The sequence below is a fragment of the Mesorhizobium sp. M7A.F.Ca.MR.176.00.0.0 genome, from assembly GCF_004023165.1.
GTDB lineage: Bacteria > Pseudomonadota > Alphaproteobacteria > Rhizobiales > Rhizobiaceae > Mesorhizobium.
Genome location: NZ_RZTC01000072.1, coordinates 12,816 through 35,053, shown reverse-complemented (window position 1 = coordinate 35,053; position 22,238 = coordinate 12,816). Strand labels below are relative to the sequence as shown.

The window sequence follows — 22,238 nt, the reverse complement described above, 5'->3', positions numbered from 1 at the left end:
CCTTTTAACCTTTGCAATTCATTATCCACGACTGAAAGCCAATCGCATTTCGGGCGGGTTCGCCGTTCCGAGCTTCTCAGGGGTGACAAGCATGTTCAAGACAGCAAGAAAGGCCCTGCTCGCCTTCCTGTTCGCAGGCCTGGCAGGGCCGTTGTTCGCGGCCGACCTGCCGGAACCGATGGTCGAAGAGGCTCCGCCTCAGGCCATCTACGAGCAGCCGGTCGAGGTCGGCGGCTGGTATATCCGCGGCGATATCGGCTATCATAAGTCGAAGGTAGGTGACATTGACTACATCACTTACGGAGCCGAGCCTTGCCCTTGCGGACCTCCTGTCGGAGTCGCCGGCAGCAAGTCCTTCGACTACGGCAAGCTCAAGGGCGGCTTCTCGCTCGGCGCCGGCGTCGGCTACAAGATCAACGACCGCTTCCGTACCGATCTGACCGCCGACTATTGGTTCAAGTCGAACTTCAATGGTGGCACCTCGGATGCCACCACGACCTCGACCGAAGTGTCGAAGATGAGCGCCCTGCTGCTGCTCGCCAACGCCTATGTCGATATCGGCACCTGGCACGGCATCACGCCCTATGTCGGCGCCGGTATCGGCGGTGCCCGGGTCAAGTGGGATACCGTCTACGACCCGAACACCACCGAGACCAACCCCGGAGCATCCAACTGGCGCTTCGCCTACGCAGTCATGGCCGGCGCCTCGTACTGCCTCACCGACAAGGTCATCCTCGACGCCGGCTACCGCTTCTCCCATATCCAGGGCGGCCGCATGTTCGAATTTGATACGAGCAGCGCGGGGCCGGGCTTCGATCACGGCTTCAATACCCACGAAGTGCGCGGTGGCCTACGCTATCAGTTCGGCGGCAGCAACGGTTGCGCCGCGCCGGTCGTTGCCTACCAGCCCGAACCTGAGCCGATCTACACCAAGTAACAGCATCGACATTACTTGAATTCTTCACAAACCGCCCGGCCTCAGCCGGGCGGTTTTTCGTTGGGCCGCCTGGAACAAACAGCGGAAATGAATTCGCTAACGCTCTGTTAGCCTTAACCGGCACTTAACCACTATGGTAAACAATGCTTCTTGAAACGATGGCTGACGCTGCGATTGCGGGCTGCCAAATTCGGGAGTCGGGGACCATGAAACTTACATCGCGTATGGCGCTGGCGCTCGGTGCACTGGCCTTCCTGCCGCTGACGCCGGTGCATGCGGCCGACTACGATCCGCCGATCTATGTCGACCAGGCACCCGACTACGTGCCTGTCGAGGTCGGCTCCGGCTGGTATCTGCGCGGCGATATCGGCTACGCCTTCAGCCATCCTTTCGAACACGAGGAGACCTCGAGCGGGCCTCTGAACAGCTTCACATCCGACAGCAGCCTTTTTACCGGCAGCATCGGCATGGGCTACCACGTCAATGACTATCTTCGGGTGGAGTTGAACGGTGGTATTCTGCCTACCAACAAATTTAGCGATCATCAAAATCTGGCCACGACCTGCGGCGGCTCGACGCTCGTAGACGACGGTTTTGGGACCATCAATTCCGTAGCGGCAACGCAAGCGTGCGATCTCATTAACAACGGCACCAACAAAGGCTACAGCCTCATGGCCAACGGCTATGTAGATCTTGGCACCTATGTCGGAATCACCCCTTATCTTGGTGGCGGTATCGGCGTTGCGTATAACAAGTACTATAGGAGCATCGGCGCACGCGACTGCAAGGAATCGCCAGTCAATTCCGCTGGTACAGGCGGATTTTTCTGCGATGATCCTGCCGGGTATGAAGGTCAAACCGATACGGAGGCCAAATTCAATCTCGCATATTCGATCGGTGCGGGACTTTCCTATCAGGTCTCGAAAAACCTTTCCGTCGATCTGGGCTACGAATATTTCTCCGTCCCGAGTGCAAAATATGTCGCCTATGACGATGGCGCCTTCAACATCCACAAGGGCATAGACTATCAGACGGTCAAGCTCGGGCTGCGCTACGATCTTTGGTAGTAGGTACGGCATGCACGAAAACGCAGACGGCGGATCTTTCGGAGTCCGCCGTTTGCGTTTGAAGTCACGACATCCTGATCGGGGATCGCCGGTATCCCGGCAGCGACAAAAACTTTCCTCTTGACGCCCGAAGTCTGAACGCATATCGCCGTCCGTGGGCCACCCCTCCCCAACGAGGGGCCACTATCTGGAAGGATAGACCACGATGACGACGCATACGAAGCCCGGACTCCGTCCGGCAAACCCCAATTTTTCCTCAGGTCCCTGTGCAAAACGTCCCGGCTGGTCGGTCGAGGCGCTGAACAATGCCGCGCTCGGCCGTTCCCACCGCGCCAAGATCGGCAAGACCAAGCTCGAACAGGCGATCGAGCTGACGCGGGAAATTCTCCAGGTCCCGGCGGGTTACCGCATCGGCATCGTGCCGGCGTCGGACACCGGCGCGGTCGAGATGGCGCTGTGGTCGCTGCTCGGCGAGCGCGGCGTCGACATGGTCGCCTGGGAGAGCTTTGGCTCCGGCTGGGTCACCGACGTGGTCAAGCAGTTGAAGCTCGCCGACGTGCGCAAGATCGAAGCCGGCTACGGCGAACTGCCTGATCTCACCAAGATCGATTTCGACCGCGATGTGGTCTTCACCTGGAACGGCACCACGTCGGGCGTGCGCGTGCCGAACGGCGATTTCATTCCCGCGGACCGCAAGGGCCTGACCGTCTGCGATGCGACTTCCGCCGCATTCGCGCAGAGGCTCGACTTCGAAAAGCTCGATGTCGTCACGTTCTCCTGGCAGAAGGTGCTGGGCGGCGAGGGCGCTCACGGCATGCTGATCCTGTCGCCTCGCGCCGTCGAGCGGCTGGAGACCTACAAGCCTTCATGGCCGCTGCCGAAAATCTTCCGCCTGACCTCGGGCGGCAAGCTGATCGAAGGCATCTTCAAGGGCGAGACCATCAACACCCCCTCGATGCTGTGCGTCGAGGATTACCTCGATGCGCTCAACTGGGCGAAGTCGACCGGCGGCCTCGACGCGCTGATCGCCAGGGCGGATGCCAATGCGGCCGTCCTCGATCGCTTTGTCGGCAAATCCTCCTGGCTCGGTCATCTCGCCGTCCAGCCGGCGACACGGTCGAACACGTCCGTCTGCCTGTCCTTCACCGACCCGGACGTGTCCGCGCTCGACGCCGAGGGGCAGGCGGCTTTCGCCAAGGGGCTGGTGTCGGTGCTCGACAAGGAAGGCGTCGCCTACGATATCGGTGCCTATCGCGACGCACCGCCCGGCCTGCGCATCTGGTGCGGCGCGACGGTCGAGACGTCGGATCTCGAGGCGCTGCTGCCCTGGCTCGACTGGGCCTTCGCCGTGCAGAAGGCGTCGCTCAAAGCGGCGGCCTGAGATCATTCGCGGCGGCCTTCGGGCCGCCCATTCCCATCAGGATCAAATCCATTTCAAGGAGGCCGCCATGGCGCCCCGCGTTCTCGTCTCAGACAAACTCTCCCCCACCGCCGTGCAGATATTCAAGGATCGTGGCGTCGAGGTCGACTATCTGCCCGATCTCGGCAAGGACAAGGAAAAGCTCGCCGAAGTGATCGGCCAGTATGATGGCCTCGCCATCCGCTCGGCGACCAAGGTCACCGAAAAACTGATCAACGCCGCTACCAATCTCAAAGTCATCGGCCGTGCCGGCATCGGCGTCGACAATGTCGATATCCCGGCGGCAAGCCGCAAGGGCATCATCGTGATGAACACGCCGTTCGGCAATTCGATCACGACAGCCGAACATGCGGTGGCGATGATCTTCGCGCTTGCCCGCCAGATACCGGAAGCCAACGCTTCGACCCATGCCGGCAAATGGGAAAAGAACCGATTCATGGGCGTCGAGATCACTGGCAAGACGCTGGGCGTCATCGGCTGCGGCAACATCGGTTCGATCGTCGCGACGCGCGGCGTTGGCCTCAAGATGCACGTCATCGCGTTCGACCCGTTCCTGTCGGACAGCCGTGCCGAGGAGCTTGGCGTCGACAAGGTCGAGCTCGACGAACTGTTCGCCCGCGCCGATTTCATCACCCTGCACACGCCGCTGACCGACAAGACGCGCAACATCATCGATGCCGCGGCGATCGCCAAGATGAAGAAGGGCGTGCGCATCATTAACTGCGCTCGTGGCGGGCTGGTCGTCGAGGCCGACCTGATCGCGGCGCTGAAGAGCGGCAAGGTGGCCGGCGCCGGCGTCGACGTCTTCGAGGTCGAACCGGCCGAGAACAACGAACTGTTCGGCATGGAGAATGTGGTGGCGACGCCGCATCTCGGCGCCTCGACGACGGAGGCCCAGGAGAATGTCGCGCTCCAGGTTGCCGAGCAGATGGCCGACTATCTGATCAAGGGCGCCGTCTCCAACGCCATCAACATGCCGTCGATCACCGCCGAGGAGGCGCCGCGGCTGAAGCCTTTCGTCAAGCTTGCCGAAGTGCTCGGCGCCTTCGTCGGCCAGGTCACCGAGGATCCGATCAAGGAGGTCGAGATCCTGTTCGACGGCTCCACCGCGACGATGAATACGCGCGCGCTGATCAGCGCCGCACTCGCCGGGCTGATCCGGCCTCAGGTCTCCGACGTCAACATGGTGTCGGCGCCGATCATGGTGAAGGAGCGCGGCATCATCGTCGCCGAGGTCAAGCGCGACAAATCGGGCGTGTTCGACGGCTACATCAAGCTTACGGTGAAGACCGAGCACATGACGCGCTCGATCGCCGGCACATGCTTCTCGGATGGCAAGCCACGCTTCATCCAGATCAAGGGCATCAACCTCGATGCCGAGGTCGGCCAGCACATGCTCTACACCACCAATGCCGACGCGCCGGGCATCATCGGCCTGCTCGGCACCGTCTGCGGCGAGAACGGCGTCAACATCGCCAACTTCCAGCTCGGCCGCAACCGGCCGGGCGGCGATGCCATAGCGCTGCTCTATCTCGACGCGCCGTTCCCGGAAGCCGTGCTGGAAAAGGTCAAGGCGCATAAGTCGATCGACTCGGCCAAGCGGCTGCAGTTCGACATCAACGCGATGTGATCGAGGACAGGCGGTTGCCGACCCCCTCGTTGAGGCCGGCCGCCGCGGCGGCCGGTTCAGGTCAACTCGTCCGAGCCATCGGAGACACCCACGCGATGTCGGTAGACCAGTTCCCAGCCCTTCCAGCCCGTAAACAGCAGGATGAGAACCACGATCAGCGATAGGACGAAGCCGGTTGGCATCACGGCCGCCGCTCCGCCGGCGTACCGCGAGTACCAGTTGTAAAGCTCGATCAACACAACGAGTACATTGCCGCCGGCATGGAGCCATGCCGTCGTGAGATTGCGGATCTGAACATCGCCGAGAACATCCGTCAGGCCGGCAAGCGCAGCCAAGGCTGCCATGATCAGGCCCGCGCCGAGAAGCCAAAGCGACCCGGTGACCCATCCGGGATCGGCTGTTCGCCAGAAGATAAGATCGCAAACGAAGGCGCCGACAAAAAAGGCAATCGGAAACGGAATCAGCATGGGATGGATAGGGTGACCGGCAATGCTTGCCGTGCTGCGAGGGTTGGGGCTCATCATGTCGCCTCCCTGCCGTTCAAACTCCGCTGGAGGTGAAATGTTCCAAGTGGGGACGCGGCAGGGTTTATGCCGCTGTTTTCCGGGCCATTGGCTAAATCCATGCTGTTCGCGTGAATCGCTGCGACGGGGAGAGCGTCAGCCGCCACATGTCATCTGCGGTGGTCCGCCACCGCCATCTTGCGCCCGCTGTATTCGGCAAGCCCGATGCCGCCCAGCACGAGCACCAAAGCCAGTGCCTGATAGAGGTGGAACGTCTCGTCGACGATCAGCACCGACAGCAGCGTGCCGAAGATCGGCACCAGATTGATGAACAGGCCGGCGCGGTTGGCGCCGATCAGTTCGTTGCCTCTGATGTAGAAGATCTGCGAAACGACGGAGGCGCCGATCGCCGTATAGACGATGACGGTCCAGCCGCGCGCATCGGGCATGATGACCTTGCCGGCGACGACCTCCCACAGGAAGAACGGCAGCGAAGTGACGAGTGCCGCAACCGACAGGGCCAGCATCAGGCTCTGCCAATGCATCACCGGTTTCAACCGCAGTCCGACCGAATAGCCGCTGTAGAGAAACACGGCGACCAGCATGATGGCATCGCCGAAATTGAGTTCCAGCGTCAACAGCCGGCGCGGGTCGCCATGGCAGGCGGTGAGGATCACGCCGGCGATGGTCAGCACGACGCCGACAATCTGCGCCCAGTTCACGCGCAGGCGGAAGAAGACGAAATTGGCAGTCATGATCAGGATCGGCATCGCCGCCTGTTCGATCGAGACATTGATCGCTGTCGTGTAGTTGAGCGCCGTGTAGAAGATGGTGTTGAACAGGGTGAAGCCGCTGGCGCCGAGGGCGACCAGCACGAACCAGTGCTTGCGGACGACCGGCCAGTCCTTCTGGATGGTCTTCCAGCCGATGGGCAGCATGATCGCCACGGCCAGAACCCAGCGCAGGAAGACCAGCGTCATCGGCGAGACGTGATCGACCGCCAGCTTGCCGGCCACCGAATTTCCGCCCCAGAGCAAGGTGGTGAGCAGCAGGAATATGTAGGCGCTTCGATGCATCGCGGGATTCCAGTCGCCGGAGCTGCGGTGTTTGCCGGCCTATTGCCCTCGCTCGCCCAAGTAAATGATGTCAAAGCCGAAAATTGTTGTGCCTCAGGGCATTTTCGACGGCAAAGAAAGGTCGCGCTCGCGAGGTCTTGACGTTATAGAGGCCTGTCGTTTCGAACCATATTCAAGCCGCTTGGCGGCGTCTCAAGGGAAAAGAAACATGGCCAATGTGGTGGTCGTCGGCTCGCAGTGGGGTGACGAAGGCAAGGGCAAGATCGTCGACTGGCTGTCGGAGCGGGCCGATGTCGTGGTGCGTTTCCAGGGCGGCCACAATGCCGGCCATACGCTGGTCGTCGACGGCAAGGTCTACAAGCTGTCGTTGCTTCCGTCGGGCGTCGTGCGCCAGGGCAAGCTGTCCATCATCGGCAATGGCGTCGTGTTCGACCCTCATGCTTTCGTCGCCGAGGTGGCCAAGCTCAAGGCGCAAGGTGTCGAAGTCGCACCGGATCGCCTGAAAATAGCCGAAAACACAGCGCTTATCCTGTCCCTGCATCGGGAGCTGGACGGATTCCGTGAGGACGCCGCATCCAATTCCGGGACGAAGATTGGCACGACCCGTCGTGGCATCGGCCCCGCCTACGAGGACAAGGTGGGCCGGCGCGCGGTCAGGGTGATGGACTTGGCGGATTTGGAAACACTGCCCGTGAAGGTTGACAGGCTGCTGACGCACCACAATGCGCTGCGTAGGGGGCTTGGCCATGCGGAAGTCACGCATGACGCGATCATGCAGGAATTGACCTCGGTCGCCGACGACATCCTGCCCTATATGGACCGGGTCTGGAAGATCCTCGACGACAAGCGCCGGGCTGGCGAGCGTATCCTGTTCGAGGGCGCGCAGGGCACGCTGCTTGACATAGACCACGGCACCTATCCGTTCGTAACCTCGTCGAACACGGTTGCCGGACAGGCTGCCGCCGGCTCCGGCGTCGGCCCAGGCGCCATCGGCTATGTGCTCGGCATCACCAAAGCCTATACGACACGCGTCGGCGAAGGTCCGTTCCCGACCGAGCAGAAGAACGAGGTCGGCGAATTCCTCGGCACGCGCGGCCATGAATTCGGCGTCGTCACCGGCCGCAAGCGCCGCTGCGGCTGGTTCGACGCGGTGTTGGTACGCCAGGCCGTCGCTGTCAACGGCATCAAGGGAATCGCGCTGACCAAGCTCGACGTGCTTGACGGGCTGGACGAGATCAAGGTCTGCACGGGTTATCGTCTCGACGGCGAGATGATCGATTATCTGCCGGCCAGCCAGGGCGCCCAGGCACGTGTCGAACCGGTCTACGAGACGCTCGAGGGCTGGAAAGGCACCACTGCCGGCGCGCGCAGCTGGAACGATCTGCCGGCCCAGGCCGTCAAATACGTCCGCTACATCGAAGAGCTGATCGGCGCCCCGGTCGCACTCCTTTCCACCAGCCCGGAACGGGACGACACGATACTTGTGACCGATCCATTTCAAGACTAGTTTCTGAAGCCTTTCCGGGCATCGCGGCCGATTTGCGGGGGCCGGCGCGGAAACAAAATACAGGTCGACTGAAGCATGGCAGATTACGTTGCTATTCTGAAAAAGGCGCTCGGCAAGCATGGCGACGAGACGCCGGAAAAGCGTACGCGCATCTATGCCAGCGTTCGCACCATGCTGGCGAAGAAGCTTGAGGAATATTCGCCGCCGCCGGCCGCCGAAGCCATAGCCACGCAGATGCGTTCGCTGGAAGACGCGATCGCGAGTGTCGAGCGGGACTATGCCAAGAGCCTGCCGGAGACCGATCCGCTGGCGGAGCTGGAACACATCTTTTCGTCGATCGATCGCAACAAGAATCAGCCGAGCCATACACGGCAGCCGGCCAAGCCCGAATCGGCCTGGCCGGCACCGCCCGCTGCAAAGCCTGAATCTTATCAGCCCGCGCCACCACCTGCCGCCAAGGTCGAGCCGAGCTGGCAAAGGGCGACGCCGGCGCCTTCCCAGCCGGCTCGCGCCGACACGCCTCTTCCAGGTATGGATGCCGACGAGGCGGAGGACGAGGCAGATGTCTTTTCCAGCGACGAAGAGCCGGTGTCGGACACCTTCCAGCGCCTGCGTCCCGCCGAGCGCAAGCGCAGCTATGGTGGGCTGATCGCGGCCGTCGTCGCTCTTCTGGTCGTAGCCGGCGGCGGCTACGGAATCTGGCTGAACAAGGATGCCTTCGGCAAAATGCTTGGGCTTGGCGGCAATCAGGTCGCCAAGACCGAGCCGGTGAAACCAGCGCCTGCCAAGCCGGCAACCGATGCCGCGGCAACGCCTCCGGCGCCCGCGGCTGGCGGCACGGAGGCCGAAAGCACGAAATTCACGCAGCGGCTGACGCCGCAGGGCAGTGAAGTCGACCCGGGTCCGGCCGGTGGCCAAAGCGGCATCGGCGAAGGCGAATCGGTCGCCGCGCTGACCACGCCGCCCTCGGCAACGAACGCACCGGCGATTTCCGCTCCGGCCGCAGGCACGCCTGCCGCGGCAGCGCCCCCCGCTACAGGTGCCGCCCCCGCAACACCGCCTGCCAACGGAGCTGCCCCGGCAGCGGCCGATGCTGCCGGCACGCCGACCGCACCGGCCGGCGCCGCGCCGCCCGCCACGGCAGCTGCGCCTGCGGAAGCCGCTCTGCCTGTCGGCCAGAAGGCGATCTTCTATGAGGAGCGCACCAGCACCGCCCAGGGCTCCGCCGAGCCCGGCAACATCGTCTGGTCGCTGGTGCAGGAATCGCCCGGTGGCGACCTGCCGCCGGAGCCGGCGATCCGCGCCGAGGCCACCATTCCCGGCAAGGACATCCAGTTGCGCATGACCATCCGCCGCAACACCGATCAGACACTGCCGGCCAGCCATATCATCGAGATGATCTTCCTGACGCCCGACGGTTTCGAGGGCGGCGGTGTCGACAACATCCTGCGCGTCGCCATGAAGGGTTCGGAACAGGATGCCGGCAGCCCGTTGATCGGCATTCCGGCGAAGATCGCCGACGGCTTCTTCCTCGTCGCGCTCAACGATACCAAGGCCGACGAAGACGCCAACATGACCCTGCTTCGCGGCCAGGACTGGATCGACGTACCGGTCGTCTACAAGACCGGACGGCGGGCACTGCTGACCATGGAAAAGGGCATTCCCGGCGAGAAGGTGTTCGACGAGGCGATCAAGGCCTGGCAGGCCAAGACGGCTGGCTGAGAAGGAGCAGTTCAGAAGCCTTGGAACAGCATGTCGAGCGCGGAGACAATCTCGTCATGGTGCCTGGAAGGCTTCCCTCTGGATCCGGCAATTCCGAGGCAGAGAAGGCTGACATAAACTGGGTGACCATCACATGATCTTTGCCATTTATGGCGAAGGTCAGGTTTAATCGGCGACCAGGAACCGGGGCTATCTTGGGCGGCATCAGCGGAATGATGATCCTGGTGCTTAGTCCTTCAAGAAGGTCTGATTGCACGTCGAGAAGATAACCGCCGCCCGCGGCATTCCTATAGAAATCATAACGCGCCATCAGAACGGCCGGTGTTTGGCCAGTGGTAGTCCGTTGCGTCTGACATACTCATTGGAGCAGTCGATGGCTTCCTTATTTTCTTCCTGCCATCGGCGCGTTTTTTCTGCCGAGATTGCTTTTGCAATGCCCTCTTCGGCGGGGCGTGAGATATTGATGCCCAAAGCTTTCGCATCACTGATCAACCGAGAGTCGATGGACGTATTCACAGATTGTCGCTGAGGTTTTGACGTCGATTGAAGCATAAAGATCGCCTCCTTTTATGCGCATAATCTAGGCGCATAAAAGCCCCCACGCAATCCTTCACCCTTCCATTTCCTCGCGCAACATCTCCAGCTCCAGCCATTCTTCCTCGAGCGCCGCCAGCGTAGCGCGCTCCTTGTCGAGGGCGGCGATCGTCTTTTGGAACGAGGCCGGGTCGCGCTCGTAATAGGCCGGATCGGCGATGTTGTTCTCCAGCCTTGAGATCGAAGCCGTCACAGCCTCGATTTTTTTGGGCAGCGATTCCAGCGCGAATTTCTGCTTGAACGACAGTTTCTTCGCTGGCCCCTTTGGCGCAGCCGCTTCACTCTTGGCCGTCACTGGCGCTTCGCCGTTTTCGGCCTTCGCGCGCGCCTTGCGGTCGTCCAGCCTGGTGCCGCCGCGCTGCGCCAGCATGTCGGAGTAGCCGCCGGCATATTCGATCCAGCGGCCGTCACCATCCGGTGCGATCAGGCTGGTCACGGTGCGGTCGAGGAAATCGCGGTCGTGGCTGACCAGTATGACGGTGCCGGCAAAGCCAGCGACCAGTTCCTGCAGCAGTTCCAGCGTCTCCATATCGAGATCGTTGGTCGGCTCGTCGAGCACCAGAAGGTTTGCCGGCCGCGCCAGCACGCGCGCCAGCAAGAGCCGTGCCCGCTCGCCGCCGGACAATTCGCGCACTGGGGTGCGTGCCTGCTCCGGCTTGAACAGGAAATCCTTCATGTAGGAGACGACGTGGCGCTGCTCGCCATTGATGACGAGGTTCTCGCCGCGCCCGTCGGTGAGATATTGCGCCAGCGTCTCCTGCGGGTCGACCGCCTCGCGCTTCTGGTCGAGCGTGGCGATCTCCAGATTGGTGCCGAGCCGCACCGAACCGGCGTCCGGCTTCATCTCGCCGGTCAGCATCTTCAAGAGCGTCGTCTTGCCGGCGCCGTTCGGCCCGACCAGGCCGACGCGATCGCCGCGCTGGATGCGGGTCGAAAACCCCTTGACCACGGTTAGATCGCCAAAGCTCTTCTCGATGTTCTTCGCCTCGATCACCAGCTTGCCGGACTCGGCGGCGTCGCTCGCCACCATGGTCGCCGACCCTTCGGCACCGCGATGGCCGCGAAAACGCTGGCGCATGGTCTGCAACTCGCCGAGCCGGCGCATGTTTCGCTTGCGCCGCGCCGTCACGCCGTAGCGCAGCCAATGCTCTTCGCGAACGATCTGGCGGCCGAGTTTATGCTGCTCGCGCTCTTCTTCCTCCAGGACCAGGTCGCGCCATTCCTCGAAATGGCCAAAGCCCTTGTCCAGCCTGCGGGTCTGGCCGCGATCGAGCCAGATGGTGGCGCGCGACACACGTTCGAGAAAGCGGCGGTCGTGCGAGATGACGATCAGTGCCGAGGAGGTGCGGATGAGTTCTTCTTCCAGCCATTCGATGACCGAGAGGTCGAGATGATTGGTCGGCTCATCGAGCAGCAGGATGTCTGGCTCCGGCGCCATGACGCGGGCAAGGGCAGCACGCCTCGCCTCGCCGCCCGACAGATCGTTCGGACGTTCCTCACCCGACAGTCCGAGATGCTCCATCAGATAGCTGGCGCGGTAGGGATCGTCGGCAGGGCCAAGCCCGGCCTCGACATAGGCGCGGACAGTGGCAAAGCCCTCCATGTCGGGCATCTGCGGCAAATAGCGGACAGTTGCCGAAGGCTGGCGGAACACCTCGCCGTCCTGCGGCTCGATCAGGCCGGCGGCGATCTTCAGCAGGGTCGACTTGCCCGACCCGTTGCGGCCGACCAGTGCGATCTTGTCGCCGGCCGAAGCCGTCAAGGCGGCGCCATCGAGCAGCGGCGTGCCGCCGAAGGTCAGTTTTATCCCGTCGAGGTTGAGAAGGGGCGGGGCCATGTCAGCTTTCAGGTAAGGGATAGGGATGAGCGAGCAGCATCGCGCGGCCATGGCCGAGCGCGATTTCGAGGCGGCCCTTGACCTCGTTGGAAATGGTCAGCGACGAACCGAAGGCCACCTTGACGTGGTTCAGCGGCCATTTGGCGCCGGTGACGGTCAACCCGGCAAGCTCGGAAAAGCCGAGCACCGAAAACAGCGTGCCATCGGCATAGTCGAAGCCGGCCGTTCCGCGCAGCAGGGGAATGCCTTCCTGGGCGCCGCTGGTCAGGAGCACATCGGTCCCTGCTTCGGCCAGCCGCAAGGCAAGCGCCAGATGCAGGAAAGCGTGGTCGGCGCGCTTGCCGCCGAAAGCACCGGCGAGCACCAGCCGGGTCGCGCCGCGCTCGAGTGCTGCGGCGATGGCCAGTTCGCCATCGGTCTGGTCCTTTTCCGCCGGGAAGGTCCGGCGCGGCACGGAAGCGAGATCGTCCGGCAGGTTCGCCGGCACGGAATCGAAATCACCCACCCACAGCTCCGGCACGAGGCCCAGCAACTGCGCATGGCCTATGCCGGCGTCGGCGGCGATGACGCGGGAGCCTTCGACCTGACGGTCGAGCCGTGGCGTGCGGATGAGATCGCCGCCAAGCAGGATGGTGAATGTGCTCATATCGTGTGGCCCTTACCAGCCCGGCACGGGAAACGGAAGGCGGCAAACTCCCACTTGCGTGGCGGATCGGGCCGGCCTATGTGTCGAAACGCTCTAACGGGGTGCCGGACGCGATCTTCGCGGACCGGCTGAGAGGCAGTCTCGCCAACCCGCTGAACCTGATCCGGTTTGTACCGGCGGAGGGATTAGACGTTTCGGACAGTCCGACGCCTCAATTCCTTTCAATTCGAACGAAGGAGGCGCCGATGCGCACGCTTTTATACGCTCTTGTTTCAGCAACGGTCGTGGCCTTGTCCGGACCGGCCTTGGCCAAGGACAAGCTCACCGTCTACACCTATGAGAGTTTTACCGCCGACTGGGGTCCGGGTCCCGTGGTGAAGAAGGCGTTCGAGGCCGAATGCGGCTGCGATGTCGAGTTCGTCTCGGTCGCCGACGGCGTCGCGTTGCTCAACCGCGTCAGATTGGAAGGCGCATCGACCAAGGCCGATATCGTGCTTGGCCTCGACACCAATCTCACCGCCGATGCCAAGGCCTCAGGCTTGTTCGCGCCGCATGGCGGCGTAACTGATGTCAACGTGCCGGGTGGCTGGAGCGACGATACTTTTGTCCCCTTTGATTACGGCTATTTCGCTGTCGTCTACGACACCGAGAAGCTGAGGAACCCGCCGAAAAGCCTGAAAGAGCTGGTCGAAGGCAGTGCCGACGACAAGATCGTCATCCAGGATCCACGCACCTCGACGCCGGGCCTCGGCCTGCTTCTGTGGGTCAAGTCGGTTTATGGCGACAAGGCGCCGGAGGCCTGGGCCAAGCTCAAGCCGAAGGTGCTGACCGTGACGCCGGGCTGGAGCGAGGCCTATGGGCTGTTCACCAAGGGCGAGGCGCCGATGGTGCTGTCCTACACGACGTCGCCGGCCTATCACATGATCGCCGAGAACACCGGGCGCTACCAGGCGGCCTCCTTCGAGGAGGGCGAGTATCTGCAGATCGAGGTGGCGGGTATCACCACGACGGGAGCCAAGAATCCGCTGGCGGCCAAGTTTATGGCCTTCATGACCGGGCCTAAATTCCAGGATGCCATTCCCGAGACCAACTGGATGTTCCCGGCCGGCAAGACCGACAAGCCGCTCAATCCGGCCTTTGACAAACTGGTCAAGCCGACCAAGACCTTGCTGTTCAGCCCGCAAGAGGTCGCTGCCAATCGCAAGGCCTGGGTCGATGAATGGCTTGCGGTGATGAGCAAATAAGTTTGCTATCGAAGATGAGTGCTCTACGGCGCCCCCCTCTGTCCTGCCGGACATCTCCCCCGCTTGGGGGGAGATTGGCTGCCATCGGCGATTTCGCCAATCGCCAATGCTGCTGGAGTGAGCGAGGCGTCGAAATTGCCAATCTCCCCCCTTGTGGGGGAGATGTCCGGCAGGACAGAGGGGGGCGCGAAGGAACGCAATCCTTTGTAAGTGCCGCGATCCGGAGATTGGTGGTCCGGCGTGCGACGCGCAGCCTCTGATCCCCGCGTCAGCGCCGGCATTGTCGCGCTTGCCGCGATCGCGCTGCTGATCGGCGGCGCGTTTGCCGGCCTGCTTTTCGAGGGCGCCCATGATTTCTCGGGCGCCTGGGCAGCCTTCGATCCCTATCTGCTTCGCGTCATTCGCTTCACGCTCTGGCAAGCGGCGCTCTCGACGCTGCTTTCGGCCATCCCGGCGCTGTTCGTGGCGCGCGCTCTGTCGCGACATCCACGTTTCTTCGGCCGCGCCTTCATCCTGCAGATCTTCGCCGTGCCGTTGGCGCTGCCGGCTATTGTCGCAGCGCTCGGCATTCTGGCGCTTTATGGCCGTGCCGGCTATTTCGCCGGCGTGCTTGCCTTGATCGGCGGCGGAAGCTGGCCGGGTATCTATGGCCTGTCCGGCATCCTCGTCGCCCATGTCTTCTTCAACCTGCCGCTGGCGACGCGGCTGTTCCTCGAGGCGCTGCAGACCATACCGGCCGACCAATGGCGGTTGGCGAGCCAACTCGGCATGGCGGCGCGGCCGGCGTTCCGGCTGATCGAATGGCCAACGCTGCGCGCCGCACTGCCCGGCGTCGCCGGGCTTGTGTTCATGCTCTGCATCACATCCTTCACGATCGTGCTGACGCTCGGCGGCGGGCCGGCCGCGACGACGCTGGAGGTCGGCATCTACCAGGCCCTGCGCTTCGATTTCGATCCCGCGCGGGCCGTTACACTGACGCTGTTGCAGATCGCCCTGACCTTTATCGTTGTGCTGGCCCTGACGCGCCTTGGCGCCAATGTGGTCGGCGACACCAATTTGCCGGTCGCGCAACGCCGCTATATCTCGGTGAATCGGAGCGAGACCTGGTTGAACGCGCTAGTCATCATCCTGGCGCTGCTGTTCGTCGTTGGGCCGATGGCGGCAACCGTGATGGCCGGGTTGGGTGCGGATCTCGGCCGTTTGGCCAGCGAGGCCACTGTCCGGCAGGCAACGCTGACCAGCGCGGCGCTCGCCTTCCTGTCGGCACTGCTCTCGGTGATGCTGTCGCTGGCGCTGACCATGGCGCGGCGGGCACTGGCGCTGAACCGCCGTGCCGGCGCAAAGACACTGCTCGAACGCGCCGCCGATACAGGCGCCGGCTTTGTTCTTGTCGTGCCGCCGATCGTCGTCGGCGCCGGCTGGTTCCTGTTGCTGCGCCATGCCGGCGATGTCTTTGCCATCGCCCCGGTCATGGTCGTCACCGTCAATGCGGTGATGGCGATGCCGTTCGCCCTGCGCGCCGTGCGTCCCGCCTATGATGCGGCGAGCGAGCGTCACGAACGGCTCTGCGCACAGCTCGGCATTGCGGGCTGGAACCGGCTGATGCTGGTCGACTGGCCGTCGCTGCGGCGCCCGCTCGCCACGGCCTTCGCTTTCGCCATGGCGCTTTCGCTGGGCGATCTCGGTGTCATTGCCCTGTTCGGCAGTGATTCCGTGCAGACATTGCCCTACCTTCTTCTGGCACGGATGGGCAGCTACCGCACCGAGGATGCCGCCGGCCTGGCACTGCTGCTCGGCCTCGTCTGTCTCGCGTTGATCGTGGCGGCGCACTGGCTGGGAAGGGAGAAGGTCCGCGATGCGTGAGAGGGCGGCCAGCAGGCTCGAGAAGGGCGCGCCGGTGCGGCTGGACAAGGTGTCGTTCAGTTATGGTGAGGTGCCACTTGTCTTCGACGTCGAGTTCGCCACGGCGAAGATCACCGCCATCATGGGTCCGAGCGGTTCGGGCAAGTCGACGCTGCTCAATCTGGTCGCCGGCTTCGAGACCCCACAATCGGGCCGCGTGCTGATCGGCGGGGCCGATGTCAGCGCCGAGCCGGCCTCGGCGCGGCCGGTGTCGATGGTGTTCCAGGAGAACAATCTCTTCGCGCATCTTTCCGTCGAGCAGAATGTCGGGCTCGGCCGCTCGCCCTCCCTGGGGCTGACCGAGGCGGACCGCGCCGCGGTCGCCGAGGCGCTTGCGCGCACCGGTCTCGCGGGCAAGGAGAAACGCCTGCCGCGCGAGCTCTCCGGGGGCGAACGCCAGCGCGTCGCACTGGCCCGCGTGCTGGTGCGCGACCGACCGGTGTTGCTGCTCGACGAGCCATTCGCTTCGCTCGGACCCGCTTTGCGCGACGAGATGCTGAATCTGGTTGCTGCCGTTCATGCCGAACGCGCCATGACGGTGCTATTTGTCACCCACCAGCCCGAGGATGCACGCCGCATCGGCGAGCACATGGTGTTTGTCGACAATGGGTTGGTGGCCGCAACCGGCAAGGCTGATGATTTCTTTACCGGGGCTGGTCCGGAGGCGTTCCGGCGCTATATCGGCGCGGGTGCTGGATATTCCACATCACGCGATGTTGCCCGGAAGCGGACATAATTTACGGTCAAACCGGCTCCAGGCGATGTGGCGTTTGCTTGCCATGACCGGGGGAGTGTGGCTAGGTCGCCCTACCGGTGCGGCACAGGCCGTGATTTGCCTGCAGTATCCGCCGCCCGCCCTAAGGGACGGGCAACGGATGCTGCAGCAGTTTTAGATAGCGCATGACACGTTCCGAAGATCGCCCCCGATTTTCGTGGTCATGCGCCGGGACCCGAAAGGAAGCCGTTCTGGCGATCGGCGCTAACACATTGGGAATGAAACCGCTGGCGCGTTTTCTCGCGCTGGCCGGTTTTGCCGTGGCGTTGGCAAGCTGCCAGATGTTCACGCCGCCGGAAGTTCAGGAATCCGGATTCCAGCCTTCCGACAAGCCGATCACCGTGGACAATGTCGGCGCCAACAACAAGCTCGCCGAATTGGCTAAGGCGCAGCATCCGCGCATCCTGGCGACTTACGGCGGTGAATATTCCGACCCCAAGCTCGAGCGCATGGTCGCCAAGGTGGTCGGTAGTTTAACGGTGGTGTCCGCCAACCCGACACAGACCTATCGCATCACCATTTTAAATTCGCCCAACGTCAACGCATTCGCGCTGCCGGGCGGCTATCTCTACATCACCCGCGGCCTCCTGGCGCTGGCCAATGATTCGGCCGAGCTTGCCGCTGTCATCGCGCATGAGATGGGCCACGTCACCGCCAATCACGGCCTGCAGCGCCAACAGCTCGAGGCAGAGGAAGGCCTGGCGACCAAGGTGGTTTCCGATGTGCTCGGCGACAGCCCGACCGCCAAGGCGGCGCTGATCCGCGGCAAGCTGAGGCTGGCGCAATTTTCGCGCAACCAGGAGCTGGAAGCCGACGCCATCGGCATCAAGTCGATCGGCGAGGCCGGCTACGATCCTTTCGCCGCAGGCCGCTTCCTTCAATCGATGTCGGCCTATACCGATTTCCGCTCGATCAGCGGCGCCACCGACGCCAGCCTGGACTTCCTGGCCACGCACCCCAACACGCCGCAGCGCATCGATCTGGCGCAGCGCCATGCCCGCCAGTTCGGCGCGCCGGGCGTCGGCACGCGCGACCGCGATTCCTTCCTCGCCGGCATAGACGGCCTGCTCTATGGCGACACGCCCGAGGAAGGCTATGTGCGCGGCGAAACCTTCCTGCACCCGGGCCTTGGCGTGTCGTTCACGGTGCCGGACGGCTTCATCATCGACAATTCGGCGGCAGCGGTGACGGCCACCGGCCCCGGCGACATAGCGATCCGTTTCGATGGCGTTTCCATCGACAAGAACCGGGCGCTGACGGACTATATCCGCAGCGGCTGGGTGGCTGGTCTCGTCGACAGTAGCGTCAAGCAGGAAACCATCAACGGCAATGAGGCGGCGACCGCGCATGCCGGCGCCGAAGGCTGGCAATTCGACATAGCGGTGATCCGCGCTGGCGGCCAAGTCTACCGGCTGCTGACCGCGGCCCCTTCCGCCAGCACGTCTCTGGACACGATCGCCCGTTCGGTAAGCGGCTCGTTCCGGATACTGAGTGCTGCCGAAAAGGCGGCGCTGAAGCCGCTGCACATCCGCGTCGTCACCGTCCAGCCTGGGCAGACGATGGGTTCACTTTCGGCGCAGATGGTCGGCGTCGACCGCAAGCTCGACCTGTTCCGCGTCCTCAACGCGCTGTCGCCCGGTGCCGCCGTTTCGGCCGGCGACAAGGTCAAGATCGTCACCGACAAGTAGGCGCCGCTGGACGCCTGCCGCCGTTCAGGCGGCAGTCGCCATGAACTCCGGGTTCTGCTTCACCAATGCGACCTTGAGCTTTTCCATGGCGCGGGCCTCGATCTGGCGGACGCGTTCCTTGGAGATGCCGAGGGTTTCGCCGAGCGCTTCGAGTGTCGCGCCCTCGTCGTTCAGCCGCCGTTCCTCGATGATCCTAAGCTCCCGTGCGTTGAGCGCGCGAAGCGCCTCCCTCAGCCAGAGCGAGCGGCGCGCGACATCGATCTTGTCGCCGACGATCTCGTCGGGCAGCGGATCGTCCGAAATCAGGAAATCCATGCGCTCGGTCGAACCCGCATCGTCGGCAATAGGCATGTTGAGCGAGGAGTCGGGCGCCGAGAGCCGCGAATCCATCATCGCCACATCGGCTTCGGAGACGCCAAGCGCCTCCGACACTTCGCGATAGAGCGTGGCGTTGGAGAGCGGCTCCGTGCCATTCGCCAACCGCGCGCGCAGGCGTCGCAGGTTGAAGAACAGCGCCTTCTGGGCCGAGCTGGTGCCGCCACGCACGATAGACCAGTTGCGCAGGATATAGTCCTGCATCGAGGCGCGGATCCACCATGTCGCATAGGTCGAGAACCGCACCTCGCGCTCCGGCTCGAAGCGGGCGGCGGCCTCGAGCAATCCGACATGACCCTCCTGGACCAGATCGCCGAGCGGCAGGCCGTAATGGCGGAACTTGGAGGCCATGGAAATGACCAGCCGCATATGGGCGACGGTGATTGAGTGCAGCGCGTTCTGGTCGTTGTCCTCTTTCCAGAGCAATGCAAGCCGATGCTCTTCGTCACGCTCGAGGTAGGGAGCCTTCATTGCTGCGCGGACCATGATCCGTCCTGCCGTGTCTTCCATCATGAGGCGCTCCCTGGGTGGTGCGAATGACTTTGCAAAGTTGGCTGCCGCCCGGGTTGAAATGCCGGCGTCGTGCCCTAGAACAGCCAGAACTGCCATGCGCGGGAAAGGTTCCGCGACCGCAGCGGCGCGATTGTGTTGCCTGAAGGATTCTCAGAAGGTCTGAGATGGCTGCGATCACGAGTGAAAAAGCGCCGTTTAGAGAATATGGTTTCATAAACCCGCCGTTTTTGAAATCCTGTTCCTTATTTTTTCGGCTTGCATCTGTCAGTTTCCAGCGCTCACAAATATGCCGGCCAGCCGGCCAAGGACGGGATCACAGAAAAATGAAATGGCTCAAGTCGCTCATTATCGCCGGAACGCTGCAGGCCCTGGCTGTCGCTTCAGGTCATGCCGGCCCCAATCTCGACCAGATCAAGCACGCCGGTGTCATCAAGATCGGCACGGAAGGCACCTATGCGCCGTTCACCTACCATGACACGTCCGGTGCACTGGTCGGCTTCGACGTCGAGATTGCCAAGGCGATTGCCGAGAAGCTTGGTGTCCAGGCCGAGTTCCTCGAAGGCAAGTGGGATGGACTGATCGCCGGCCTCGACGCTAATCGCTACGACGCCGTCATCAATCAGGTGGGCATCACCGATGCCCGCAAAGCCAAGTACGACTTCTCCGATCCCTACATCGCCTCCAAGGCGGTGCTGATCGTGCGCGGCGACAACACCGACATCAAGAGCTTCGCCGATCTCAAGGGCAAGAAGTCGGCGCAGTCGTTGACCTCGAATTTCGGCAAGCTGGCCGAAACGAACGGCGCTGAACTGGTCGGCACCGATGGCTTCGACCAGTCGATCCAGCTGCTTCTGACCGGCCGCGCCGACGCCACGATCAATGACAGCCTGTCGTTCCTCGACTTCAAGAAGCACAAGCCCGACGCCAATGTGAAGATTGCCGCGCAAGAGGAAAACGCCGACTATTCCGGCGTCATCGTGCGCAAGGGCGATCCGGAGCTGGTCGCGGCGATCAACAAGGCGCTGGCCGATATCAAGGCCGACGGCACCTATAAGAAAATCGCCGACACCTATTTCGGCCAGGATGTTTCGAAGTAATCCATGAGGCTAGCCGCTCCGCGGCCATGAGACACATCGAGCGGCGAGCCGTCTTTGACGGCCCGCCGCTTTTGTCGTGATATGGCAGACGCATTCTCGCCTTGACCAAGCTGCTTCGACCAATCTGGAGGGTCATACGTGCCGCACTGGCTGCAACTGATGCTGGAGTCGCTGCCTTCGCTGCTGTGGGCGGCGCTGATCTTCACCGTGCCGCTGACGCTGTTGTCCTTCGCCTTGGGGCTGGCCGTTGGGTTGGGTGCTGCACTCGCCCGGCTGTTCGGCCCCAAGCCGCTGGTCGCGCTTGTGCGCTTCTATGTCTGGATCTTCCGGGGTACGCCACTTTTGGTGCAGCTGTTCCTCATCTTCTACGGCCTGCCGTCGGTCGGCATCCTGCTCGACGCCTTCACGGCGGCGTTGATCGGATTCACGCTCAACATCGGCGCCTACACGTCGGAAATCATCCGCGCGGCAATAGGCTCGGTGCCGAAAGGCCAGTGGGAAGCCGCCTATTCGATCGGCATGACCTGGGGCCAGGCGATGCGGCGTACCATTCTGCCGCAAGCCGGCCGGGTCGCGGTGCCGCCGCTCTCCAACACCTTCATCTCGCTGGTCAAGGACACGTCGCTGGCCGCCGCCATCACCGTGCCGGAGATGTTCCAGGCGGCGCAGCGCATCGTCGCCACCACCTATGAGCCGCTGATCCTCTATGTCGAGGCGGCGATCCTCTATTTGGCGCTGAGTTCGGTGCTGTCGGCCTTGCAGACGCGGTTGGAGACCCGGCTCAACCGCTATGGCGGCTTCCTGGAGGCGCGCTCATGATCGGCCTCAGCAACATCGAAAAGCGCTTCGGCGACAATCTCGTGTTGAAGGGCGTGACGGTCACCATTGCCGAAGGCAGCGTCACGGCGCTGGTCGGTCCGTCGGGCGGGGGAAAGAGCACCCTGCTGCGCTGTATCAACCTCCTGGAGATCCCGACCTCGGGCACGGTGCGCATTGGCGACGAGACGCTCGAATTCCACCCCGGCGGCAGGGTTCCGGCCAGGGATATCCAGCGCCTGCGGCTGCAGACTGGCATGGTGTTCCAGAACTTCCAGCTGTTTCCGCATCGCACTGCGATCGAGAACGTCATGGAAGGGCTGGTGACGGTGTTGAAATGGTCGCCTGAGAGGGCACGCGAGCGGGCACTGGCTCTGCTGGAGAAGGTCGGGATGGTGCACAAGGCAGACGCCTGGCCAGCGACGCTGTCGGGCGGCCAGCAGCAGCGCGTGGCGATCGCCCGCGCGTTGGCGCCGTCGCCGAAAGTGTTGCTCTGCGACGAGCCGACCTCGGCGCTCGACCCGGAACTGGCGCAAGAGGTGGTCGAGGTGCTTGGCAAGCTCGCCAGCGAAGGCACGACCATGGTGATGGCGACGCATGATCTGCGCCTCGCCTCCAAGATCGCCCAGGAAGTGGTGTTCCTCGATGCCGGCGTCGTCGTCGAGAAGGGGCCGGCCGCGGTGCTGTTCAACAATCCGCAGCAGCAACGGACGAAGCGGTTCATCGCAACGCTGAAGCAGGAGGCTGAGAAGGAAGGCGGCGGCGCGTAAGCGCGCGACCCAGAGTATGTTGATTCGGGCGATGGCCCTAAAAGGGGCGCTGGTTTCCGGGATATCTTGCCCGGTGCGCGAGCAGGCCGTGAGGCGCCCTCCGGCATACTGGCCCTTGC

At 63.1% G+C, this 22,238-nt stretch carries 20 protein-coding genes, 1 pseudogene and 1 riboswitch; of the genes and pseudogenes, 13 read left to right on the top strand and 8 right to left on the bottom strand.

All coding sequences use genetic code 11. The annotated features are described in order from the left end of the window. Nucleotides 1–91 precede the first annotated feature (91 nt). The 4 genes from EOB59_RS22470 (at nt 92) to serA (ending at nt 5,054) form a co-directional block, all read left to right on the top strand. Entirely contained in the window at nt 92–937 is an 846-nt protein-coding gene (locus EOB59_RS22470; RefSeq protein WP_128289270.1) for an outer membrane protein, read from the top strand. 206 nt (nt 938–1,143) lie between these two features. Beyond that, on the top strand, nt 1,144–2,004 hold the full coding sequence (locus EOB59_RS22465; RefSeq protein WP_128289269.1) for an outer membrane beta-barrel protein: 861 nt from the start codon (nt 1,144–1,146) through the stop codon (nt 2,002–2,004). A gap of 205 nt (nt 2,005–2,209) precedes the next feature. After that, the gene (locus tag EOB59_RS22460; protein WP_128289268.1) at nt 2,210–3,385 is read left to right on the top strand and encodes a phosphoserine transaminase; all 1,176 of its coding nucleotides are present in this window, start codon (nt 2,210–2,212) and stop codon (nt 3,383–3,385) included. A gap of 67 nt (nt 3,386–3,452) precedes the next feature. Continuing rightward, on the top strand, nt 3,453–5,054 hold the full coding sequence (gene serA / locus EOB59_RS22455) for a phosphoglycerate dehydrogenase (protein WP_127267135.1): 1,602 nt from the start codon (nt 3,453–3,455) through the stop codon (nt 5,052–5,054). Nucleotides 5,055–5,110: 56 nt separating this feature from the next. Here serA and EOB59_RS22450 read toward each other — a convergent pair whose 3' ends face one another. Both EOB59_RS22450 and EOB59_RS22445 read right to left on the bottom strand, forming a co-directional pair. Further along, entirely contained in the window at nt 5,111–5,575 is a 465-nt protein-coding gene (locus EOB59_RS22450; RefSeq protein WP_128289271.1) for a DUF2231 domain-containing protein, read from the bottom strand. A gap of 152 nt (nt 5,576–5,727) precedes the next feature. Next, complete coding sequence (locus EOB59_RS22445; protein ID WP_128289267.1) at nt 5,728–6,633, bottom strand: DMT family transporter; 906 nt, start codon at nt 6,631–6,633, stop codon at nt 5,728–5,730. A gap of 208 nt (nt 6,634–6,841) precedes the next feature. On the opposite strand from EOB59_RS22445, the gene EOB59_RS22440 reads away from it, so the two are divergent. Then, complete coding sequence (locus EOB59_RS22440; RefSeq protein ID WP_127267133.1) at nt 6,842–8,140, top strand: adenylosuccinate synthase; 1,299 nt, start codon at nt 6,842–6,844, stop codon at nt 8,138–8,140. Nucleotides 8,141–8,215: 75 nt separating this feature from the next. After that, a complete protein-coding gene (locus tag EOB59_RS22435; RefSeq protein WP_128289266.1) occupies nt 8,216–9,862 on the top strand; it encodes a hypothetical protein in 1,647 nt (548 codons plus the stop codon). Here EOB59_RS22435 and EOB59_RS22430 read toward each other — a convergent pair. From EOB59_RS22430 to EOB59_RS22415, 4 genes are read right to left on the bottom strand one after another with little or no spacing between them, the layout of a single operon-like run. Next, entirely contained in the window at nt 9,831–10,172 is a 342-nt protein-coding gene (locus EOB59_RS22430) for a CcdB family protein (protein WP_245486705.1), read from the bottom strand. The genes EOB59_RS22435 and EOB59_RS22430 overlap by 32 nt on opposite strands. Then, the gene (locus EOB59_RS22425) at nt 10,172–10,414 is read right to left on the bottom strand and encodes a type II toxin-antitoxin system CcdA family antitoxin (protein ID WP_128289265.1); all 243 of its coding nucleotides are present in this window, start codon (nt 10,412–10,414) and stop codon (nt 10,172–10,174) included. The genes EOB59_RS22430 and EOB59_RS22425 overlap by 1 nt, the downstream gene beginning before the upstream one ends. A gap of 58 nt (nt 10,415–10,472) precedes the next feature. Next, on the bottom strand, nt 10,473–12,293 hold the full coding sequence (locus EOB59_RS22420; RefSeq protein WP_127380673.1) for an ABC-F family ATP-binding cassette domain-containing protein: 1,821 nt from the start codon (nt 12,291–12,293) through the stop codon (nt 10,473–10,475). 1 nt (nt 12,294) lies between these two features. Further along, complete coding sequence (locus EOB59_RS22415; RefSeq protein ID WP_128289264.1) at nt 12,295–12,939, bottom strand: thiamine diphosphokinase; 645 nt, start codon at nt 12,937–12,939, stop codon at nt 12,295–12,297. Nucleotides 12,940–13,026: 87 nt separating this feature from the next. Beyond that, a riboswitch (TPP riboswitch) is annotated at nt 13,027–13,141 on the top strand. 43 nt (nt 13,142–13,184) lie between these two features. On the opposite strand from EOB59_RS22415, the gene thiB reads away from it, so the two are divergent. Continuing rightward, a complete protein-coding gene (gene thiB / locus EOB59_RS22410) occupies nt 13,185–14,183 on the top strand; it encodes a thiamine ABC transporter substrate binding subunit (protein ID WP_127809032.1) in 999 nt (332 codons plus the stop codon). A 27-nt stretch (nt 14,184–14,210) separates the two neighbouring features. Here thiB and EOB59_RS36575 read toward each other — a convergent pair. Continuing rightward, nucleotides 14,211–14,371 (bottom strand): annotated as a pseudogene (locus EOB59_RS36575) (precorrin-3B synthase); the annotation flags it as partial. Nucleotides 14,372–14,423: 52 nt separating this feature from the next. Between EOB59_RS36575 and thiP the strand changes: the two are divergent. The 3 genes from thiP to EOB59_RS22390 all read left to right on the top strand — a co-directional run bounded on the left by thiP (nt 14,424) and on the right by EOB59_RS22390 (nt 18,548). Next, the gene (gene thiP / locus EOB59_RS22400; protein WP_128289263.1) at nt 14,424–16,046 is read left to right on the top strand and encodes a thiamine/thiamine pyrophosphate ABC transporter permease; all 1,623 of its coding nucleotides are present in this window, start codon (nt 14,424–14,426) and stop codon (nt 16,044–16,046) included. Continuing rightward, nucleotides 16,039–16,821, top strand: coding sequence for a thiamine ABC transporter ATP-binding protein (thiQ, locus tag EOB59_RS22395; protein ID WP_127267250.1), 783 nt, complete (start codon nt 16,039–16,041; stop codon nt 16,819–16,821). Before thiP ends, thiQ begins: the two co-directional genes overlap by 8 nt. 257 nt (nt 16,822–17,078) lie before the next feature. Beyond that, entirely contained in the window at nt 17,079–18,548 is a 1,470-nt protein-coding gene (locus tag EOB59_RS22390) for a M48 family metalloprotease (RefSeq protein WP_127267258.1), read from the top strand. A gap of 24 nt (nt 18,549–18,572) precedes the next feature. Here the strand turns inward: EOB59_RS22390 and EOB59_RS22385 are convergent, their stop codons facing one another. Beyond that, nucleotides 18,573–19,436, bottom strand: a complete 864-nt coding sequence (locus EOB59_RS22385; protein ID WP_023814301.1) for an RNA polymerase factor sigma-32 — start codon at nt 19,434–19,436, stop codon at nt 18,573–18,575. A gap of 323 nt (nt 19,437–19,759) precedes the next feature. On the opposite strand from EOB59_RS22385, the gene EOB59_RS22380 reads away from it, so the two are divergent. From EOB59_RS22380 to EOB59_RS22370, 3 genes are all read left to right on the top strand, one after another. Beyond that, nucleotides 19,760–20,533, top strand: a complete 774-nt coding sequence (locus tag EOB59_RS22380) for an amino acid ABC transporter substrate-binding protein (RefSeq protein ID WP_127267251.1) — start codon at nt 19,760–19,762, stop codon at nt 20,531–20,533. Between the two features lie 138 nt (nt 20,534–20,671). After that, a complete protein-coding gene (locus tag EOB59_RS22375) occupies nt 20,672–21,352 on the top strand; it encodes an amino acid ABC transporter permease (RefSeq protein ID WP_127267252.1) in 681 nt (226 codons plus the stop codon). Then, entirely contained in the window at nt 21,349–22,119 is a 771-nt protein-coding gene (locus EOB59_RS22370; RefSeq protein ID WP_127267253.1) for an amino acid ABC transporter ATP-binding protein, read from the top strand. Before EOB59_RS22375 ends, EOB59_RS22370 begins: the two co-directional genes overlap by 4 nt. Nucleotides 22,120–22,238 lie beyond the last annotated feature (119 nt).

What these genes read in the sequence shown, in the direction of transcription:
- EOB59_RS22470 (WP_128289270.1), top strand. Translation starts at nt 92, where the DNA reads ATGTTCAAGACAGCAAGAAAGGCCCTGCTCGCCTTCCTGTTCGCAGGC.
- EOB59_RS22465 (WP_128289269.1), top strand. Translation starts at nt 1,144, where the DNA reads ATGAAACTTACATCGCGTATGGCGCTGGCGCTCGGTGCACTGGCCTTC.
- EOB59_RS22460 (WP_128289268.1), top strand. Translation starts at nt 2,210, where the DNA reads ATGACGACGCATACGAAGCCCGGACTCCGTCCGGCAAACCCCAATTTT.
- serA (WP_127267135.1), top strand. Translation starts at nt 3,453, where the DNA reads ATGGCGCCCCGCGTTCTCGTCTCAGACAAACTCTCCCCCACCGCCGTG.
- EOB59_RS22450 (WP_128289271.1), bottom strand. Translation starts at nt 5,575, where the DNA reads ATGAGCCCCAACCCTCGCAGCACGGCAAGCATTGCCGGTCACCCTATC.
- EOB59_RS22445 (WP_128289267.1), bottom strand. Translation starts at nt 6,633, where the DNA reads ATGCATCGAAGCGCCTACATATTCCTGCTGCTCACCACCTTGCTCTGG.
- EOB59_RS22440 (WP_127267133.1), top strand. Translation starts at nt 6,842, where the DNA reads ATGGCCAATGTGGTGGTCGTCGGCTCGCAGTGGGGTGACGAAGGCAAG.
- EOB59_RS22435 (WP_128289266.1), top strand. Translation starts at nt 8,216, where the DNA reads ATGGCAGATTACGTTGCTATTCTGAAAAAGGCGCTCGGCAAGCATGGC.
- EOB59_RS22430 (WP_245486705.1), bottom strand. Translation starts at nt 10,172, where the DNA reads ATGGCGCGTTATGATTTCTATAGGAATGCCGCGGGCGGCGGTTATCTT.
- EOB59_RS22425 (WP_128289265.1), bottom strand. Translation starts at nt 10,414, where the DNA reads ATGCTTCAATCGACGTCAAAACCTCAGCGACAATCTGTGAATACGTCC.
- EOB59_RS22420 (WP_127380673.1), bottom strand. Translation starts at nt 12,293, where the DNA reads ATGGCCCCGCCCCTTCTCAACCTCGACGGGATAAAACTGACCTTCGGC.
- EOB59_RS22415 (WP_128289264.1), bottom strand. Translation starts at nt 12,939, where the DNA reads ATGAGCACATTCACCATCCTGCTTGGCGGCGATCTCATCCGCACGCCA.
- thiB (WP_127809032.1), top strand. Translation starts at nt 13,185, where the DNA reads ATGCGCACGCTTTTATACGCTCTTGTTTCAGCAACGGTCGTGGCCTTG.
- thiQ (WP_127267250.1), top strand. Translation starts at nt 16,039, where the DNA reads ATGCGTGAGAGGGCGGCCAGCAGGCTCGAGAAGGGCGCGCCGGTGCGG.
- EOB59_RS22390 (WP_127267258.1), top strand. Translation starts at nt 17,079, where the DNA reads ATGAAACCGCTGGCGCGTTTTCTCGCGCTGGCCGGTTTTGCCGTGGCG.
- EOB59_RS22385 (WP_023814301.1), bottom strand. Translation starts at nt 19,436, where the DNA reads ATGATGGAAGACACGGCAGGACGGATCATGGTCCGCGCAGCAATGAAG.
- EOB59_RS22380 (WP_127267251.1), top strand. Translation starts at nt 19,760, where the DNA reads ATGAAATGGCTCAAGTCGCTCATTATCGCCGGAACGCTGCAGGCCCTG.
- EOB59_RS22370 (WP_127267253.1), top strand. Translation starts at nt 21,349, where the DNA reads ATGATCGGCCTCAGCAACATCGAAAAGCGCTTCGGCGACAATCTCGTG.